We start from the raw sequence: 17,681 nt of genomic DNA on the forward strand, positions 1-17,681 counted from the left end.
TTAACGCCGCGAGCGACCGCCCTGCGGCGGCATCGCGCCGCCCAGGCCCAGATCGAGGCCGAGCAGCCTCATCGGTTCATTCAGGTCCCGCAGCAATTGCAAGTGCTGGTGCGCGCTCGCCTGAACCTCGATGGCCTCGCGCGGCAGCGCCGGCCACCGGCGCGCGAGATCATCATGATTGACCTGGCGGTCGGCGCGGAGCTCGTCGAGCGTGGCGCGGTCGATGCCGAGCATGTCGGCGGATTGAACGATCAGTCGCCGCAGCAGCGCCCTCGCCTCCGCCAGCGCCGCGACCTCGGGCTGCGACGCCGACCTTGCGAACCTGCTCTCGAGATCGGTCCATGCGTGGGACGTGACGAGATAGGTGTAGAGCCTGTCCGCCCAACTCTGCCCGCCATCGTCGTAGAAGGCGGGGCGTGACAGCAGCCGGCGGACGAGTGCGAGAACCTGATCTCGTTTCAGCGACACGCAGGAGGCGATCTCGATCACCGATTGAATGGCGGGATCGCGGGACAGATCTCGCCCCGCTGGAAGCCTGATGAGGCCATCAGGCAGGTTCGAATCGAGCGGCCTGAAGCCGCTATCGTTGCGCGGTCGCGCATAGCGGGCGATCGTGAACCGGTAGTCGGCCCGTTCGTCCCCGGACGTCGGGCCAAAATGGACGATGTTGAAGCCGGCATCGTCGCCGCCCTGGCCGGTCGAGGACGGGCAGGACAGCACATAGATCGTGCGCCAGAAATCCTCGCCGCCGCTGCGGAGCGCACGGGGATCGGGAATCGAATAGCGGGCGAGCCCTTCGACATGCCGATGCCCGTGCAGCACCAGATTGACGTTGAGCGAGGTGGCCGCTTCGAGCAAGGTCGCGGGCGCCGCAAGATACATCAGCGGCTCGTCCGGAAGGCCGAGAAAGCGCTTGCCCTCGCCGGTCGCCTGCGGCAGCGGATGATGGTGCAGCGCCAGCACCCGCACCAGGTTTTCCGCAGGCTCGGAATAATCGGCCCGGCCAGCCGAGCCGATGCTGCCTGCAAGCTCGACGCTCAAGCGGGCGGACTGCGCGACCATGGCGTTGTAGGCCTGCCCGTCGACGACACCGCTGGCGAGCGCCGCCAGACTCGCTTTGTTGGAGTCGAGCAGCACGAGATCGAGGCCGGCCTGGCGATAATAGACGCTCTTCGAGGTCCGCGGCAGGTGCAGATAATCATAGGCGTCGTGGCGACCACCCGGCTTGCTCGGACGCTTGACGTCGTGATTGCCGGCCACTGCCTGGATGTCGGTGAACAGGCCGGTCTGCCGGAGCGAGGCGATTGCTGCGAGCGCTTCATCCAGCGCGGGCGGCGTCGGATCGTTCACGATGTCGCCGGTGATCAGCAGGATGCGGTCTGGCACATCAGCGTAGGCTGCCATCCGCTCGCGCAAGCCTGCTGTGAGGGCCTCAATGGCCGCGAGCAGCCGGCCTGACCCGTCCAGATGCAGGTCGGAGATCTGCGCAACGACGAACGATCTATCCATTCTGCGCCGCTCATTGCGAATGCTGCGTCGCCCAAACGATTGAGAGAAATGCCTTCAACGAGGAGTTTTGTCGGATATCGACCGGATCGGTATCAGCCGACTTCAACAAAGTAACTTCAGCAGCCCAACTTCAAGCGCGCTCTTGCACCTACTACGTGCAGCAACGCACCGCACAACCAAAAAATAATGGTCAATAATGCCACAACCGCAGCGCTAGTCAAAGCCCGCGGCGGCGCTCTCGTGAACGGCAGTTCTCAAGCGACATACGAGCGCCGACCGCGGCCGGTTTCGCTGAGCCCGATCAGTATTCGATGGCGAGACGCTTGCGGATTTCGTCCACGCGCTTGTCGAGCGCATCGAACCGCGCATGGATCGAACGGTCATGGAGATAGAAGACGTAGCCACCGGCGAGGAAGGCGAAAACCCAGTGGTGATGCTCGACATAGCCAAAGACCGCTTCGATGGCCTGGCCGATGAATGTGACCACGCTCCACACAAATTCCATTGCAATATTCCTCCCGGCACGCTTCGTCTTCGCTCACCGGCGTTCTCTGCGCGCCGGGCAACCCGTGCCGGAACCTAGCATGGCTCCCGGTTTGCGAGTAGCGGCTCACCGGGCGGTGACCCAAAGCCGATTGCGGCCGCGGCAAAACTCTGCGAAGTCTGCTCCAACATAATGAGCTTGCGGACCCGCCAATGCCTTCCGTCTTCGAGATATCGGCGACTGCCACCCCGATCCTTTTCGTCACCAAATCGAGCTGGGAGACCGTGCGCGAGACGCTGCCGCCGCCGCAGCGCCAGTTCGCCATTGCGAGCGCCTTCACAGCCAAGCCGGGCGGCTATCTTGCGCTACCCGCGCCCGACGGCACGATCGCGCAGGTGCTGTTCGGCCTCGAGGATGACGGCGCGAAATCGCGCGATCTGTTCCGGCCCGGCGCCCTGCCCGGCCTACTGCCGCCGGGTACGTATCGTTTCGCCAATGCGCCGCACGATGCACGACTGGCGGCGCTCGCCTTCGCGCTCGGCAGCTACCGTTTCGCGCGCTACCGCAAGACCGACAGGCCCGATGTCCGGCTGGTGCCGCCCGATGGTGTCGATCCGGCCGAGATCAACCGCATGGCTGAAGCCGCGATGCTGGCGCGCGACCTCATCAACACGCCGTCCAACGACATGGGGCCGGAGGAGCTGGCCGCGGCCGCGCAAGCGCTGGCGGCGGAATTCGGCGCCAGCTACACCTGCACCATCGGCGAGGAATTGGAAAAGAACTTCCCGCTGATCCACGCCGTCGGCATGGCTTCGAGCCGCGCGCCGCGGCTGATCGACATCGGCTGGGGCGACCCTGACCATCCCAAGGTGACGCTGGTCGGCAAGGGCGTCTGCTTCGACACCGGCGGGCTCGATCTGAAACCGTCGAGCGGCATGCTGATCATGAAAAAGGACATGGGCGGCGCCGCCAACGTGCTGGCGCTGGCGCGCATGGTGATGGATGCGAAGCTGAAGGTGCGGCTGCGCGTGCTGATCCCGGCGGTGGAGAACGCCGTTTCCGGCAACGCTTTCCGCCCGCTCGACATCTTCACCTCCCGCAAGGGCATCACGGTCGAGATCGGCAACACCGACGCGGAGGGCCGGCTGGTGCTCGCCGACGCGCTGGCGCTGGCCGACGAGGAGAAGCCCGAGCTTCTGATCGACCTGGGCACGCTGACCGGCGCTGCGCGCGTGGCGCTGGGCCCGGATTTACCGCCCTTTTACACCAATGATGAGACGCTGGCGGCCGATGTCGCGCGCTGCGCGGTGCAGGAGAACGATCCCTTGTGGCGCATGCCGCTGTGGCCGCCCTACGATGCCTGGCTGGACTCCAAGACCGCTACCATCACCAACGCGCCGTCGGGCGGCTTTGCTGGCTCGATCACCTGCGCGCTGTTCCTGCAACGCTTCGTCGAGCATGCCGGGAGCTGGCTTCACGTCGATATTTACGGCTGGACGCCGTCGGCCAAGCCGGCGCGGCCCGAGGGCGGCGAATGCCAGGCCGCCCGCGCCATCTACAGGGTGCTGAGCGAGCGCTATGCATGATATCAGGCTGACACCGGCACGCGGCGACCTCGCCGCGAAATATCTCGAAGGCCAGGTGCAGGCCGATCGCTTCGTCGCAGGCGAGGAATTCGAGGTGATTGCACCAGCCGCGCCGGTGCGCGAGCAGCCGTCATCGAACGCCATGCTGATGACGGAAGCCCTGCGCGGCGAACGCGTCACGGTCTACGATCGCAACGGCGAGGGCTGGGCCTGGGGCCAGCTCGGCGGTGACGGCTATGTCGGCTGGCTGCCCGAGGCGGCGCTGACGACGCCTGTGGCCCCGCCAACGCACAAGGTGAGCGCGCTGCGGACGCTCGCCTTCCCCGGCCCCTCGATCAAGCTGCCCCCCTCCGACACGCTGGTGCTGGGATCGAAGCTCGCGATCGCGCGCGAGGAGGGCATGTTCGCCGTGACGCGCGAAGGCGCGTTCCTGCCGAAGACCCATCTTTCGCCGCTCGACCAGCGCGAGCCTGACTTCGTCGGGGTCGCCGAGCGCTTCGTCGGCACGCCCTATCTCTGGGGCGGCAAGAGCAGTTTTGGCATCGACTGCTCGGGCCTGGTCCAGGTGTCGCTGACGGCCGCAGGCATCGGCTGCCCGCGCGACAGCGACATGCAGCAGGCAGGCCTCGGCCGCGCACTGGAGCCGCATGAGCGGAGCAAGTTGCAACGCGGCGACCTTATCTTCTGGAAGGGCCACGTCGCCATCGTCCGCGACGGCGGCACGATGGTTCACGCCAACGCCCATCACATGGCAACGGTGATCGAACCGATCGCGCCGGCCATCGCGCGGATCAGTCAAGCCGGCAGTGAGATTGTTTCGATCAAGCGGCTTTAGGCGCGCGCCGACGAAAATGCGCCGCGTCCGCTTTGCTCTCGAAAGGCGACGTCGAAGCCGTCGTGGCCCAAGGCTGCTTTGGACCATAAGGCGACATTGGCAGGCCGTAAGGCGAGCGCTGACATGCACCGTCCATTAACGAAGCAGGCGAGACGACTGGGCAATTTGATTTCGGACTGTGTAAGGTGCCCCGCTCCTCACGAAATAGGTGGCGAATGGGTTCGGCCTCTTCCATCTCTGCGCTCCTTTCAGCTATGGCCCTGCTGTGGGGCGCATCTGAAGCATCCGCAGAATTTCTACCTGGCACTCCTTGCCCTGAAGGTTACACCTGCTTCTCACCGGAACCGCGGGACGGAGTCTGCAAGCACCCCGACGTGATCTTGGATGATAAGCTGAAGGTGACACGGATCGACGGCGATCCGTTTTCACCAGAAAGCGAACGCGCTTGTATCGATCAAGCCGCGGGAGCTGTCGTTCGAGGCCGTGCAGGTCTTCAACTAAAGCTCGATAATGGCAAAGTCAGATTGTTCAAAGATAAAGGCAATTGCGAGCGAAATCCTGATACGTGCGAAATCTACTCTTTGTATGACTACTTCCCGAAGGGCAGATTGTTCTTGGTCCACGATCAGGGCTATGAGAGCGACGCTTGGTTTTTAGTAAGTCAACGAGAGGGTCGTAAGCAGAGGATTGTCGACCCTCCGGGCTATTCACCTAGCAAGCGCTGGTTGGTCGCAGTCAAGGCAATTGACGGCCCGAGCGACGCCAATAATGGCTTCGACATTCTCCCCGCGGATATGAATGCGAGTGGACCGAGCATACACTATCGGCCGACGGAATATGAAAACTGGGAGTTTGTCCGCTGGGATAGCGATGAACGCCTCTTGCTGAATGTGACTATTCATGAGGATGGTAGTCGGGCGATGTTGACCCACCCCGCCGAAGCAACATTGGTCAAGGGCAAGTGGATCCTTAACAAGTGGGCGCCCCGCTAGTCTCGTGGCACAGATCGCTCTAGGAAGGCTCCGCTTTTGGTAAGCGCGATGTCGCCTTCGGGTCAATCGCGCCGGTTTGCTCCGGTCTAAGTTAGGTCCGGTCTACCCCCCGATACCCGACATGTCCTCAATCGTGGCATGTGGCAGGGATGGGCCAAGAGCCGAATTCCCGATAATGACCTCCATCTGCCTCCACCGACTGGAAGAAACATCCAAAGTTCGAAGTGACCATGCGCGAACTTCGCCTCAGGAGACGGTGAGATCTTGAAAGTTCCGTCGAGCGTGCGACCGATGCTTGTGGAGGCAGGATGGCACTCCGGCCGCCAGATCGACGTAGCGGCGATCTTCACTTGTCGTCCATAGCGTATGCGGTCGGGCTGCCCCCAAGACGCAGGTCCGCAATGGGTCATAGCAAGCGGACAACGCCTCGGCCGGAACGGAGGTCAGGGTCGGGTCCAACACCGGAAGTGCGACACTTGATCGAAAGGCCGTCCGATCTGTCAACGTCCCTCGAAATTGGGCGGACGCCCTTGTGCTTGAGCATCCCGGCCTTCCTGAAAATCCCGGGTCGTGAGCAATGCTCGATATTGCTCGTCGAGCGCGGCCAGCGCCGCCTCGGAGTCATCGACCGCCATACGGGAAGAGGCCAGGGACGTCTCGATACCGAGAGGACCGCATGCGGCGATCTTGTTGGCGATCTCAACAGCCTTCGCGAGAGCTGCATCGCGGTTCGGGGCTACTTCCTGAACCGTTCCCATTCGGAGCGCTTCCCTCGCATTCCAATGATCGCCTGTCAAAATGAACCGCATCGCATTTCCCCAACCGGCCTCTCTTGGAAAGCGAACAGTTGCGCCGCCTCCGGGAAAACGGCCGTGCGTGTTCTCGTCCTGACCAAAATCCGTGTCATCAGAGGCCAAGCGTATGTCCGCGCCAAGGAAGATCTCGTGCGCCATATTCCACGTGTCGCCGTGAACCGCGACAACCAAGGGCTTCTTGAGCGCCGGTCCGGTCCGCCCGAGAGGGTCGATGAAGCCGGGCCCATCCATCATCTTTTTTCCAGACTGGGCGAGTGCCTTGTAGGCGTCGACATCGACCCCTCTGGAGAAGCGATCGCCATGACCGAACAAAACCGCAGCTCGGAGCGACGAATCCCGATCGTAATCGAAGTAGGCTCTCGCAAGGCTTTCAGTCGCCTCCGGATCGAGCCGGTTGTCGATGTAGGGCTGATTGATGCCGATCAACACGACATGGCCTTTCCGTTCGACCGTGATCTTCGTCTGTTGACCGTAAGGAACGTCCGTCATCAGCGTAGACTGTGCAGCTTCGTCGGTCTGTGATGTCATCGATGTCATTTCCGTCTTGAGCCGCAGCGCGACCACCACTGAAAGAACGGTCACTGCCGATCGGAGGGTCTTTGCTCTAGCGGCGAGCCGGTAGCCGCGCGCGATGATTAGGCATTCCAGTACGGATCAGCTCATGCAGAGGTCATCTTGAGGCTCGTGCAAAATGGATGTCAATTATCATGCCCAGGATGGGGGCCCACATCAGACAGGTGATCGTGCGTATCTGAAATGTCGCCGACTCTCGCGGAATTCGACTGAGCGCGCAGGATGGGTCGAGCGAAGCGAAACCCACCAGATTTCGTCCTCTTGATCAGATCGCACCAGCGATGGCACGGCTCCGTGCGTCGCCCATCGGCGATGGGTTTCGCAACGGCTCAACCCATCCTACGAGCTGCCGATTCTTAGCCCGTTACGAAATCGCAACGCTTGACCGGCGCTCGGACTTCCGGGTTGCGGCGAAGGCGCTTAATAGGCCACTCTGCCTCAAGCCAGCACGCGCAGTCAGCTAGACTCCCTCGCTGCGCTTCGTATTGCCGAAGGCAACCACCCAATCGCGCTGCTCGTCCGTATCCGGCACGATCAAGCCTCGCGAGCTCTTATCAGCGCGAGCGCTTCCTCCGCTTCGATTCCCGAACAGATCAGTACGCAAGCGGCAATCACCGACGACCGGCCAATCCCCGCCCGGCAATGGATCGCTGCGGACCGCCCGTCGCGCAAGCCGGCGGCCAACGACTGAGCGATCTTCGAAGCCTCTCGTCGGGATTCTGGCAGTCCTCGATCTGGAATCGGGAAAGAAATGAAGTCGATCCCACGGGAACGGCAAAGCTCGGCTTCACGCTTTAACCCGAGCTCAGAAACCTCCTCCTGCTCCAGAAGGCTCACCACCACATCGACCCCGGAGTTCTTCCAGTCGTTCACCTCCATCTCCAACCACTCGTCAGCGCGAGGACGCGCCATAATCGCTATCCGTCCAGCCGCTCGAACCTCAATCCAATGTAGTCGGGACATCCAAACTCTCGTTGCGCAATCCACGACACGGCAGCATCGCACAATCCACGCGTCACCGGCAGGGGCGGCCTTCGCCGGAAGGATACGATCAAGCGGTTATAGGTGCGCGTCGTCCAATCGCATTGCGTCCGCTTTACTCCGGCATTGAAGACGTTGCATCCAAGGCTGCACTGGGATCAGACGCGGACAAACTGACTTGCCGGGTGTTCATCTCGCCCGTTTGAACACCAGCTCCAGCGTGATGCCTGCCTGCGTCCGCGGATTTGTGAACTTCAATTCGTCGTCGGTGATCGATGTCACGATCCGGCGCTGATTTGGTGCTCCGACCAGGTTGGGAAATGAACTCGTCTCGATATTGACGTGGATCGTCTTGGTACTTTCGTCAACGGTATACGTCCCGGTGTAAGCAATGACACCTGAGGCGATAGCCATGGCCTCCTCTGGCGAGGGGCGCGCAGAGTCGCCTGATGCATATTTTGGCGCATCAGAGCGCACTGTAATGAAATGGAAGCGGCCTTCGGCGGTATAGGTCACGGCTCCTTGAAACGTCGGCCGGTCGACGGCGCTGCCATCCTCACGCGTGGCTTTGCCGGACTCGTAAATCCAAGTGCCGATCAATTGTTCTTTGAGAGACTTTACTTGAGAAAAACCATCGTCCGGAAATGCGACAACTGAAATGAATGCGGTCGCAAACAATCCGAGCGCATGACGCCTGTTCATGGGCCGAGCCGTGGCGTGTTGGTGATCGGCGACGCGGGCGAGCTCGCGCCAATTGCGATCATGCGCTCGGCAATGATGGCGTAAACCTTGCGCCAGGCCTGCTCCACCTCATCGGTCCAATGCGGCCCAAGCCCCCGCGCAAGGCTCCAGAGCAGTGCTTCGCCGACAACCGGATAGTGCTCGGGTCTTACACCGTAGCGCAGATGATTGCGGCCAAGGACGTCGGCACCTGACAACAGCCCGGTCGCCTCATCGAGGCTGCCGACCAGCACAGCGAGCTTTGCAATGAAATCATGCTTCAGAGCACTCATATCGGCCGGAAACATCGGCCTGAATTCCGGCGCAAGCTCAAATATGCGATCGTAGAACGCTGTCGTCATGTCAGTGGCATTCGCGAAGACCATGTCAAATGAGGACCTGACGCGAACGATCTCCTCTGCGGTCAACATCGCAATTCCGACTTCCTGAAAACAAATTTGGGGACGATGCACATGTTGGCATTCAACCGAGCGCGGGCTCGAGCGCGCTTGCGAATGAACGGCAGCAGGCTTGTCCTTGGTGAAGCAATAATCAAAATCTGTTCTCAAGAAACGTTATCAAAGCTCCATGCCTGTTTCAATCTGCGCTCGCTCAAGCAAAAAAAGGCGGGGACTCTGCCGCGAAGGTTGGCTGCCACTTTTTTGGGCGTGCTCGTCCCGTATGTCTTGCGCCGAACCGTCGAGGACCGTTCCGGACCATTCACGGCGGCAGGAAGCCTGCGACGGATCCAATCAGCTCGGCGCTGGCTGCCGGCTGCGAGGGGCGAGCGAAAATGAAGCGAGATGTCACGAATATGTCTACTTCAAGCCGACCGTCCTGGCCGATCAGGATCAAACCTGCGCCGCCATTCGCCACATTCAGAATGATCGGCTCGCCGCTCCATGTCTTGATCGGCTCCATGGCGATGATGAGAAATTCGCCGATGGGCTGGTCGAGATATTGGAGGCGCAATTGCGGGCCGACTTCGGCCGCAGCAAGCTCAAAGCCGAGCTGCCGGGCGCGCGCGTAAACGTTGGCCAAGGTCACGGTGTCGGACGTGAACCCGAGCTGGGCGGGCGAGAGATCGACAAGCTCCACATTCGCCCTGTGAGAGCTGATCGTGAACGCCGGCCGGGCAAGGATCTCGGCGGCCTGGCCACCGACATTGCAGCCCCTGCTATCGAGCGCGTTGCGCAGCGCGAGAGTGTCGGCGAAGGTCCCGATCGTAATCGTCTTCCATGTCGCGACCTCGCGAGCGGAGCTGACGGGCTGTCGGGACGCTGGGGCCAAGCGCGGCTTGAGCTTCAGCTGGTTCTGCAACACATCGCGGGCCGCGCATTGAGCAGACGCGGGGGTTGCGAAGGGAATGACGCAGGCGGCCCACAGCATGGAGGCTAGGACGTAAACCCGCCTTGCACTTGAATCATCATTGCCTGCTGCGCACCGGGCTCGGCTGCTGAAAACAGACATTCTGGAAAAAGACATGCTGGAAAAAGACATGGCAAATGGCCTTTTCTAAAGCGTTGGACAGAAAATGCCCGCCTCCGAGTCAATGGGAAGAACGGAGGGAAAACGATGCGCAATGAACATTCCCCGGCCGACTTGAAAAATGCGTCCGGAGGCGGGGCCTATGGCTAAAGTATTCCAATTTCCAGATCGCAGGCGGCAGTCCGTAAGCCTGGTCACCCGCCTGCTTCATCAGCCCTAACGGGAATGATGCCGTCGAAACCTAGCACTCGGAGTTGGCCGGCTCAACAGCCAAGTCCGGCCGGGGTCCCGATCTGATGGCCCGGACGCCGCGGCGAGGTCAAACGAACCTCCCACATCGTGCAGGGTCCGGAACTGGATTGCGCGGCGTAGATACAAAGCCCGTTAGAGACGTTCGGTTGAAAACGTCCTACGTATCCGGCGGCCTATCCCCCCGGTTATACGGGTTGCGGTCCGCTTGCCCGTGTTGACCCAGAACATTGGATCATCCGAAAGGGCCGGGCGATACCACGGCGGTCGGCCGGTCTGAACCACCGTTCCCAACGCTCGCGACAATTGGTCGTCCGGCAACTCACGGATCCGCGAAACATCTTCAGGACTAATTTCCACCTGAGGCGTGTTCTTTGTTATCTCGATCATGCCGGCGATGTTGTTGCGAGCCCCTTCCTGATAATCTTTTGGAAGGCATTCGGTCGCGTCCAGTGCATCTTCGAACACGGCGATCATCTCGCTCTTGCTGATGCCGATATGCGGGTAGCGGAAGATGTTCTCCTCAAAATAAGTCCGCGCGTTCTTGATCGGCGCAAAGTCGCCCGTCACTCCTCCGCAGCCGAACCCGATTCCGAGTTCGCCGCAACGCTCAATCAGGGGACGCATCTCGTATAGATTGCTCTTCATCACCGTCATGGTCATGTTGAGGCGCCAACCAGTCTTGCGATGCTCGTTCTTGTAATTGAGAAGATCGATCAGATTGCGGTTGAGTTGTTCCCAATTGGCCCCGTGACGGATGTATTCATAGGTTTCCTTGGTGGCCGCATCGACGTTGATGCCGAATGCAAGGCTTTCGATCTTGTCGAAGCTCTTTTCCACTCGAGCCTTTGTCACGGACTTGAGGTTCGTCAGCAGCCCGAGATGAGCGCCGCGCGGAGCGTTATTGTTGAAATGGTCGATGATATCCCAGCACTGCTTGAACGCCGTTGGCTCTCCCCCCGTCAGCGTCATGCTCGCAATGTTTGGAATCGCCTCCTTGACCCGTTCGACCGCCTCGGGCGTGATCCCGATTTTGCTCGTGTGGTCCTGCGGACACATGATGCACTGGATATTGCAGAGTTCGCCAAACTGGACCATCAGGGACAGCGGCTTGCTCCCTTGCGGAGGAAGCTCGTTGGCAACATAGGCTCCGGACAAGGGTTCGTAGCTGGTGCCGGTCCTGTACGAGGCCGGGAAGTCGTCATTCCCCAGGCGCTGCAGAAGATTGCAGTTGGTACAGATGTCCGGCAGCGCCGCCGAATTCTCGAGCATCTGCTGACGAAGTTTGTTGGCGGCAGGCCCGTTGAAGATGTCCGCCAGCTTTTCCTTCGTGTCGCCGAACTTTAGATCACCACAACAGGGCGTCACCTTGCCATTGGCTTGGATGTACAGCGAACTCCAAGCGATCGAACATTTCATCGGCCACTTCCCCCACGCACACCGGCATCCGTGGTGGTTGTAGCATGGGCTCCATTCGCGTGGAAGGTACCCTGACGTTTTTCACGCACGTCACAAGGTGCATAAACATGCTTGATTTACGGCTCATCATTCATGACGACCCGACCAGGCATGAGACGGAGCGAGCGATTCAGCCCAGCTGCGAAGCCGACGGACATGACCGGAGAGACTAGGTCGCCACCGCCCCGTTCCCCGCGGTCTCAAGCCGGAAGGCCGCGGCGAACAGCGCGCGCGTGTAATCGGTCTTCGGGTTCTTGAACAGCTCGGCGGCCTGGCCTTCCTCGACCACCTTGCCGCCGCGCATCACGATGAGGTGGCTGGCGAGCGAGGCGACGACGCGCAAATCGTGCGAGATGAACATGTAGGTGAGATCGCGCTTGCGCTGCAGCTCGCGGAGCAGCTCCACCATCTGCGCCTGGAACAGCATGTCGAGCGCGCTGGTCGGCTCGTCCAGCACGACGAAGTCGGGCTCCAGCACCACCGCGCGCGCGATCGAGATGCGCTGGCGCTGGCCGCCGGAGAATTCGTGCGGGTAACGATAGCGGGTATCAGGCTTCAGCCCGACGTCCTCCAGCGCCTTGACGACACGCGCCTCGCGCTCCTCGCGCGACAGCTTCGGCTGATGCACGGTGAGGCCTTCGGCGATGATGTCGGCGACCGACATGCGCGGTGAGAGCGAGCCGAACGGGTCCTGGAACACGATCTGCATGTCGCGCCTGATGGGGCGCATCTCCTTGAAGCGCAGGCCCTGGATGTCCTTGCCAAGGAACACGATCCGGCCGTTCGAGGAGATCAATCTCAGCAGCGCCAGGCCCAGCGTGGTCTTGCCCGAGCCGGATTCGCCGACGACGCCCAGCGTCTCGCCCTTGCGCACGGCAATGCTGACGCCGTCGACCGCCTTGATGTGGCCGACCGTCTTGCGCAACAGGCCGCGCTTGATCGGAAACCACACTTTGAGATCGTCGGCGGCCATCACCACCGGGGCGTCAGGCTGCGGCGGCGCCGGGTCCGGCTTCGGCTCGGCCGCGAGCAGATCGCGCGTGTAAGGATGCTTCGGCGTCTTGAAGACCTGCTCGACCGGCCCCTGCTCGACGATCTCGCCGCCCTTCATGACGCAGACCGTGTCGGCGATGCGGCGCACGATGCCGAGATCGTGGGTGATGAAGAGCAGGCTCATGCCGAGCCGCGAACGAATCTCGGCGAGCAGCGCTAGGATCTGCGCCTGCACGGTGACGTCGAGCGCCGTGGTCGGCTCGTCCGCGATCAGCAGGTCCGGCTCGTTGGCAAGCGCCATCGCGATCATCACGCGCTGGCGCTGGCCGCCGGAGAGCTGGTGCGGATAGGAGTTCAGCCGGGTCTCCGGCTCGGGAATGCCGACCTGGGTCAGCAATTCCAGCGTCCGCTTGCGCGCCTGCGCATTGCTGGTCGGATTGTGCAGCTGGATGATCTCGCTGATCTGCGCCTCGATCGTGTGCAGCGGATTGAGCGAAGTCATCGGCTCCTGGAAGATGATGGAGATGTCGCTGCCGCGGATCTGCCGCATCTCTCGCTCGGTCTGGTCGATCAGCTCCTGGCCTTTGAAGCGGATGCTGCCGGAGGGGTGCGAGGCGTTCGGATAGGGCAGCAGCTTCAGAATCGAGAGCGCGCTGACCGACTTGCCGGAGCCGGACTCGCCGACCAGAGCGACGCACTCGCCGCGCTTGATCTGGAACGAGATCTTGTCGACCGCAAGCGTCGTGTTGCCGCCCTGGTGGAAAGCCACCGAGAGGTTGCGCACGGCAAGCAGGGGCTGGTTGATCGCGTCCATCACGCCCTCACCTGAAGGTCTTGCGCGGGTCGAAGGCGTCACGCACGGCTTCACCGATGAAGATCAGCAGCGACAGCATGATCGCGACCGAGAAGAAGCCGGTGAAGCCGAGCCACGGCGCCTGCACGTTGGATTTGCCCTGCGACAACAACTCGCCGAGCGAGGGCGAACCGGGCGGCAGGCCGAAGCCGAGGAAGTCGAGCGCGGTCAGCGTCATGACCGAGCTCGAGACGATGAACGGCAGGAAGGTCATGGTCGCGACCATCGCGTTCGGCAGCAGATGCTTGAACATGATCACGGCGTTCGACACGCCGAGCGCCCGCGCCGCCTGGATGTACTCGAAATTGCGACCGCGCAGGAACTCGGCGCGGACGAGGCCGACCAGCGACACCCAGGAGAACAGCAGCAGGATGCCGAGAAGCACGAAGAAGCCGGGCACCAGCACCGACGACAGGATCAGCAGCAGATAGAGCGAGGGGATCGCGGTCCAGATCTCGATGAAGCGCTGGAACAAGAGATCGACCCAGCCGCCGAAATAGCCCTGCACCGCGCCGGCCGCGACGCCGACGATGGAGGAGACGATGGTCAGGCAGAGGCCGAACAGCACCGAAATGCGGAAGCCATAGATCACGCGCGCGACCACGTCGCGGCCCTGATCGTCGGTGCCGAGCCAGTTGTATTCGAGGTCACGGCAGCCCTTCAGGCCCTTCTTCTCGACCACCGGCTTGCATTGCGCTTCCGTCAGCATCCAGGTCGGCGGCGAGGGTGCAGGCGTCGGCAGATCGAGATTGTGGGTGTCGTAGGAATAGCGGATCAAGGGCCAGACGATGCTGCCGCCCTTGTCCTTGATCAGCTTCTGCAAATAGGGATCGCGGTAGTCCGCCGCGGTCTCGAAGTCGCCGCCGAAGGTGGTCTCGGAATAGGTGACGAAGGCAGGCCAGTAGAGATGGCCGTCATATTTGATCAGGAAAGGCCGGTCGTTGGCGATCAGCTCGGCGAACAGCGACACCACGAACAGGATCATGAAGATCCAGAACGACCAATAGCCGCGCCGGTTCGCCTTGAAATTCTGCCAGCGCCGCCGGTTGAGCGGCGACGGCGCAAACGGCTTGCGCGTGATCGGCACGACGTCCCCGAGCGGCGACTTTGCGGTGGTCTCGATCGGGGTGGGAGCGGTCAGCGCCATCAGACCTCCCGCGCCTCGAAATCGATCCGCGGGTCGACCCACATATAGGCGAGGTCAGAGATGAGATTGACCACGAGGCCGACGAGCGAAAAGATGAACAGCGTACCGAACACCACGGGGTAGTCGCGGTTGAGAACGCTCTCGAAGCTGAGCAGCCCGAGCCCGTCCAGCGAGAAGATGGTCTCGATCAAAAGCGAGCCCGAGAAGAAGGCGTGGATGAAGGTGGCGGGAAAGCCGGCGATGACGATCAGCATGGCATTGCGGAAGACGTGGCCATAGAGCACCCGGTTCTCGCTGCAGCCCTTGGCGCGCGCGGTCATCACATATTGCTTGCGGATCTCGTCGAGGAACGAGTTCTTGGTCAGGAACGTCATGGTCGTGAAGGCCCCGAGCCCCATGGCGATCAGCGGCAGCGTCAAGTGCCAGAAGTAATCGATGATCTTCCAGTACCAGGGGAATTGCGACCAACCGTCCGACGTCAATCCGCGCAGCGGGAACCAATTGAAGAACGAGCCACCGGCGAACAGGATGATCAGGAGGATCGCGAACAGGAAGCCGGGGATGGCATAGCCGAGCACCAGCACGGTCGACGTCCAGGTGTCGAAGCGCGAGCCGTCCTTCACGGCCTTGCGGATGCCGAGCGGAATCGAGATCAGGTAGGTCAGGAGCGTCAGCCAGATGCCGAGCGAGATCGAGACCGGCAGCTTTTCCTTGACCAACTGGAGCACGCTGACATCGCGAAAATAGCTGTTGCCGAAATCGAAGCGGGAGAAATTCCACACCATCAGCGCGAAGCGCTCCGGCGCCGGCTTGTCGAAGCCGAACTGCTTCTCCAGCTTCCTGATGAAGTCGGGGTCGAGACCCTGCGCGCCGCGATATTTCGAGTTGATGGCATCGCCCCCGGCTCCCAACTGGCCCGGCGCACGCTGGGCGAAATCGCTGCCGCCTGAAATGCGCGAGGTCCCGCCGGTATCGGCGCCCGACAGCTGCGCGATCACCCGCTCGACCGGACCGCCCGGGGCGAATTGCACGACGACGAAGGAGATGAACATGATTCCGAGCAACGTCGGAATCATCAGGAGAATGCGGCGGGCGATATAGGCGCTCATGATTATTTCGCCTGCTCGAGCCTGGTCGCCTTGGCGGCGTCGTACCACCACAGGGTCCGCTCTCCGACGCCGCTGGTATAGTCGGAGATCGCATAACGCGGCAGGTTTGCGGGATGGCCGAACTGATCCCAATACGCCAGCCGGTGGCTGGTATTGTACCATTGCGGCACCCAATAGCGACCGGCGCGAAAGACGCGATCGATTGCGCGGCAGGCGATGGTCAGTTCCTGGCGCGTCCCGGCGGCCATCGCCTTCTCGACCAAGGCATCGAGCGCGGGGCTGGATGCGCCGGCAAGATTATAGGACCCCTTCGTCGCTGCTGCCTGCGAGGTGAAGTAGGTGCGCAGGCTGTCGCCTGGCGTCGCCGACATGGTGATGCGGTTGATGGCGACGTCGAAATCGAAGGATTCGACCCGCGCGCGATATTGCACGGCATCGATGAGACGCAGATTCGCGTCGATGCCGAGCATGTTCAAATTCTTCAGAAAGGAGGCATGGTGCGGCTGGAACGAAGCCTCGTCGGTCAGGAACTCGATGCTGAAGACCTCGCCGCTCGGCAACAGCCGCTTGCCGTCCTTGACCGGAAGCTGCGCCTCCTGGAGCAATTGCTGCGCCTTGCGAAGCAGCGTGCGGTCCTGGCCCGAACCGTCGGACACCGGCGGCACGAACGGCTCGCCGAAGACCTCGTCGGGCACCTGGCCGCGGAACGGCTCGAGCAGCTTCAGCTCCTCGGGCGACGGCATCCCCTCGGCAACGAGATCCGAATTCTGGAACGGTGAGCGCGCGCGCGCATAGGCGCCGTACATGATGGTCTTGTTGGTCCATTCGAAGTCGAACGCGCAGTTCAACGCTTCGCGCACCTTCGGGTTCTTGAACTTGTCCCGCCGGGTGTTCAGGAACCAGCCCTGGCCGCCCGAAGGCGTCTGATCCGGCACCTCCTCGCGCTTGACCCGGCCGTCCTTGATGGCCGGAAAGTCGTAGCGCGTCGCCCAGATGCGCGAGGTGAACTCCTCGCGATAGAGATAGTTCTTGCCGGTGAAGCCTTCGAAGGCGACGTCGCGGTCGCGGTAGAACTCGTAGCGGATCACGTCGAAATTATTGCTGCCGCGGCAGACCGGCAGGTCCGCGCCCCACCAGTCCTTGACCCGGTCGAACTCGATGAAACGGTTGATCTCGAACTTGCCGACCTTGTAGGGGCCCGAGCCCAGCGGCGTATCCGTGGTGGTCTCGTCGAATGCGCGGCCGGCGTAATAGGCCCTGGAGAAGATCGGAAGGCTCGCCACGTAGAGCGGCACGTCGCGCGCGCGCTTCTCTGCGAAGGTGACGACCACGGTCGCATCGTCGAGCGCTTCGGCACCCTTGACGTCGCGCATCTGAATCTGGATCAGCGGATGACCCTTGTCCTTCAGCACGTTGACCGAGAACGCGACGTCATGCGCAGTCAGCCTGGTGCCGTCGTGAAACTTCGCCTCGGGCCGCATCGTGAAGCGATAGGCGAGCTTGTCGGGAGAGATCTGCACCGACTTCGCGGCAAAGCCGTACATGGCATCGGGCTCGTCGCCGGCACGCGTCATCAGCGTGGCGAAGGTCAGATCCATGCCTTGTGCGCCCTCGCCTTTCAGGACGAAGGCGTTGAGCGAGTTGAAGGTGAAATAGGACTGATTGTAGCCGCGCACTGAAGGAATCAGCGAGAACGTGCCGCCCTTCGGCGCATCGGGATTGACGTAGTCGAAATGGTGGAAATTGGCGGGATATTTGAGATCGTCGAACGCCGAGATGCCGTGGGCTTCAACGGGCCCCTCGGACGCCGCCGCGCCACGGAGTGCGGCAGTGCCAAGCGCGCCGCCGACACCGAGGACCAGCACATGCCGGCGTGAAAGCTGCGCCAT

At 61.9% G+C, this 17,681-nt stretch carries 15 protein-coding genes; 3 read left to right on the top strand and 12 right to left on the bottom strand.

Annotated features, from left to right (window positions below; translation table 11 throughout):
- Positions 1-1,509 carry a metallophosphoesterase family protein gene (locus tag G8O24_RS18250; RefSeq protein WP_188101616.1) on the bottom strand — a complete coding sequence of 503 codons (1,509 nt, stop codon included), beginning with the start codon at positions 1,507-1,509 and terminating at the stop codon, positions 1-3.
- Positions 1,510-1,810: 301 nt separating this feature from the next.
- Positions 1,811-2,014, bottom strand: a complete 204-nt coding sequence (locus G8O24_RS18255; protein ID WP_188101618.1) for a hypothetical protein — start codon at positions 2,012-2,014, stop codon at positions 1,811-1,813.
- A 191-nt stretch (positions 2,015-2,205) separates the two neighbouring features.
- Here G8O24_RS18255 and G8O24_RS18260 point away from each other — a divergent pair, with 191 nt between their 5' ends.
- The 3 genes from G8O24_RS18260 (at position 2,206) to G8O24_RS18270 (ending at position 5,406) form a co-directional block, all read left to right on the top strand.
- Positions 2,206-3,579 carry a leucyl aminopeptidase family protein gene (locus G8O24_RS18260; protein ID WP_188101619.1) on the top strand — a complete coding sequence of 458 codons (1,374 nt, stop codon included), beginning with the start codon at positions 2,206-2,208 and terminating at the stop codon, positions 3,577-3,579.
- The gene (locus G8O24_RS18265; protein ID WP_188101621.1) at positions 3,572-4,414 is read left to right on the top strand and encodes a C40 family peptidase; all 843 of its coding nucleotides are present in this window, start codon (positions 3,572-3,574) and stop codon (positions 4,412-4,414) included. The genes G8O24_RS18260 and G8O24_RS18265 overlap by 8 nt, the downstream gene beginning before the upstream one ends.
- 380 nt (positions 4,415-4,794) lie before the next feature.
- On the top strand, positions 4,795-5,406 hold the full coding sequence (locus G8O24_RS18270; protein ID WP_188101623.1) for a hypothetical protein: 612 nt from the start codon (positions 4,795-4,797) through the stop codon (positions 5,404-5,406).
- Between the two features lie 500 nt (positions 5,407-5,906).
- Here G8O24_RS18270 and G8O24_RS18275 read toward each other — a convergent pair whose 3' ends face one another.
- The 10 genes from G8O24_RS18275 to G8O24_RS18320 all read right to left on the bottom strand — a co-directional run bounded on the left by G8O24_RS18275 (position 5,907) and on the right by G8O24_RS18320 (position 17,681).
- Complete coding sequence (locus G8O24_RS18275; RefSeq protein WP_311972225.1) at positions 5,907-6,803, bottom strand: enoyl-CoA hydratase-related protein; 897 nt, start codon at positions 6,801-6,803, stop codon at positions 5,907-5,909.
- A gap of 525 nt (positions 6,804-7,328) precedes the next feature.
- Complete coding sequence (locus G8O24_RS18280) at positions 7,329-7,757, bottom strand: phosphatase domain-containing putative toxin (protein WP_306666308.1); 429 nt, start codon at positions 7,755-7,757, stop codon at positions 7,329-7,331.
- Positions 7,758-7,964: 207 nt separating this feature from the next.
- Positions 7,965-8,477: a lipocalin-like domain-containing protein gene (locus G8O24_RS18285; protein WP_188101627.1), complete on the bottom strand. Its 513-nt coding sequence runs from the start codon at positions 8,475-8,477 to the stop codon at positions 7,965-7,967.
- Entirely contained in the window at positions 8,474-8,857 is a 384-nt protein-coding gene (locus G8O24_RS18290; RefSeq protein WP_244645892.1) for a globin domain-containing protein, read from the bottom strand. The genes G8O24_RS18285 and G8O24_RS18290 overlap by 4 nt, the downstream gene beginning before the upstream one ends.
- 358 nt (positions 8,858-9,215) lie before the next feature.
- Positions 9,216-9,995, bottom strand: a complete 780-nt coding sequence (locus G8O24_RS18295) for a hypothetical protein (protein WP_376708075.1) — start codon at positions 9,993-9,995, stop codon at positions 9,216-9,218.
- Positions 9,996-10,367: 372 nt separating this feature from the next.
- Entirely contained in the window at positions 10,368-11,651 is a 1,284-nt protein-coding gene (locus G8O24_RS18300; RefSeq protein WP_188101631.1) for an SPASM domain-containing protein, read from the bottom strand.
- Positions 11,652-11,859: 208 nt separating this feature from the next.
- A complete protein-coding gene (locus tag G8O24_RS18305; protein WP_188101634.1) occupies positions 11,860-13,497 on the bottom strand; it encodes an ABC transporter ATP-binding protein in 1,638 nt (545 codons plus the stop codon).
- 7 nt (positions 13,498-13,504) lie between these two features.
- Positions 13,505-14,683, bottom strand: a complete 1,179-nt coding sequence (locus tag G8O24_RS18310; protein ID WP_188101636.1) for an ABC transporter permease — start codon at positions 14,681-14,683, stop codon at positions 13,505-13,507.
- A complete protein-coding gene (locus G8O24_RS18315; RefSeq protein ID WP_188101637.1) occupies positions 14,683-15,792 on the bottom strand; it encodes a microcin C ABC transporter permease YejB in 1,110 nt (369 codons plus the stop codon). The genes G8O24_RS18310 and G8O24_RS18315 overlap by 1 nt, the downstream gene beginning before the upstream one ends.
- Before the next feature lie 2 nt (positions 15,793-15,794).
- Positions 15,795-17,681, bottom strand: coding sequence for an extracellular solute-binding protein (locus G8O24_RS18320; protein ID WP_188101639.1), 1,887 nt, complete (start codon positions 17,679-17,681; stop codon positions 15,795-15,797).

This window comes from Bradyrhizobium campsiandrae (genome assembly GCF_014529705.1).
Taxonomy (GTDB): Bacteria; Pseudomonadota; Alphaproteobacteria; order Rhizobiales; family Xanthobacteraceae; genus Bradyrhizobium; species Bradyrhizobium campsiandrae.

Excerpts from the sequence above, each read along its gene's own strand:
- G8O24_RS18290 (WP_244645892.1), bottom strand. The coding sequence starts at position 8,857 with ATGACGACAGCGTTCTACGATCGCATATTTGAGCTTGCGCCGGAATTC.
- G8O24_RS18255 (WP_188101618.1), bottom strand. The coding sequence starts at position 2,014 with ATGGAATTTGTGTGGAGCGTGGTCACATTCATCGGCCAGGCCATCGAA.
- G8O24_RS18305 (WP_188101634.1), bottom strand. The coding sequence starts at position 13,497 with ATGGACGCGATCAACCAGCCCCTGCTTGCCGTGCGCAACCTCTCGGTG.
- G8O24_RS18280 (WP_306666308.1), bottom strand. The coding sequence starts at position 7,757 with ATGTCCCGACTACATTGGATTGAGGTTCGAGCGGCTGGACGGATAGCG.
- G8O24_RS18260 (WP_188101619.1), top strand. The coding sequence starts at position 2,206 with ATGCCTTCCGTCTTCGAGATATCGGCGACTGCCACCCCGATCCTTTTC.
- G8O24_RS18250 (WP_188101616.1), bottom strand. The coding sequence starts at position 1,509 with ATGGATAGATCGTTCGTCGTTGCGCAGATCTCCGACCTGCATCTGGAC.
- G8O24_RS18300 (WP_188101631.1), bottom strand. The coding sequence starts at position 11,651 with ATGAAATGTTCGATCGCTTGGAGTTCGCTGTACATCCAAGCCAATGGC.
- G8O24_RS18320 (WP_188101639.1), bottom strand. The coding sequence starts at position 17,681 with ATGGCGCAGCTTTCACGCCGGCATGTGCTGGTCCTCGGTGTCGGCGGC.
- G8O24_RS18315 (WP_188101637.1), bottom strand. The coding sequence starts at position 15,792 with ATGAGCGCCTATATCGCCCGCCGCATTCTCCTGATGATTCCGACGTTG.
- G8O24_RS18295 (WP_376708075.1), bottom strand. The coding sequence starts at position 9,995 with ATGTCTTTTTCCAGCATGTCTTTTTCCAGAATGTCTGTTTTCAGCAGC.
- G8O24_RS18265 (WP_188101621.1), top strand. The coding sequence starts at position 3,572 with ATGCATGATATCAGGCTGACACCGGCACGCGGCGACCTCGCCGCGAAA.
- G8O24_RS18310 (WP_188101636.1), bottom strand. The coding sequence starts at position 14,683 with ATGGCGCTGACCGCTCCCACCCCGATCGAGACCACCGCAAAGTCGCCG.
- G8O24_RS18285 (WP_188101627.1), bottom strand. The coding sequence starts at position 8,477 with ATGAACAGGCGTCATGCGCTCGGATTGTTTGCGACCGCATTCATTTCA.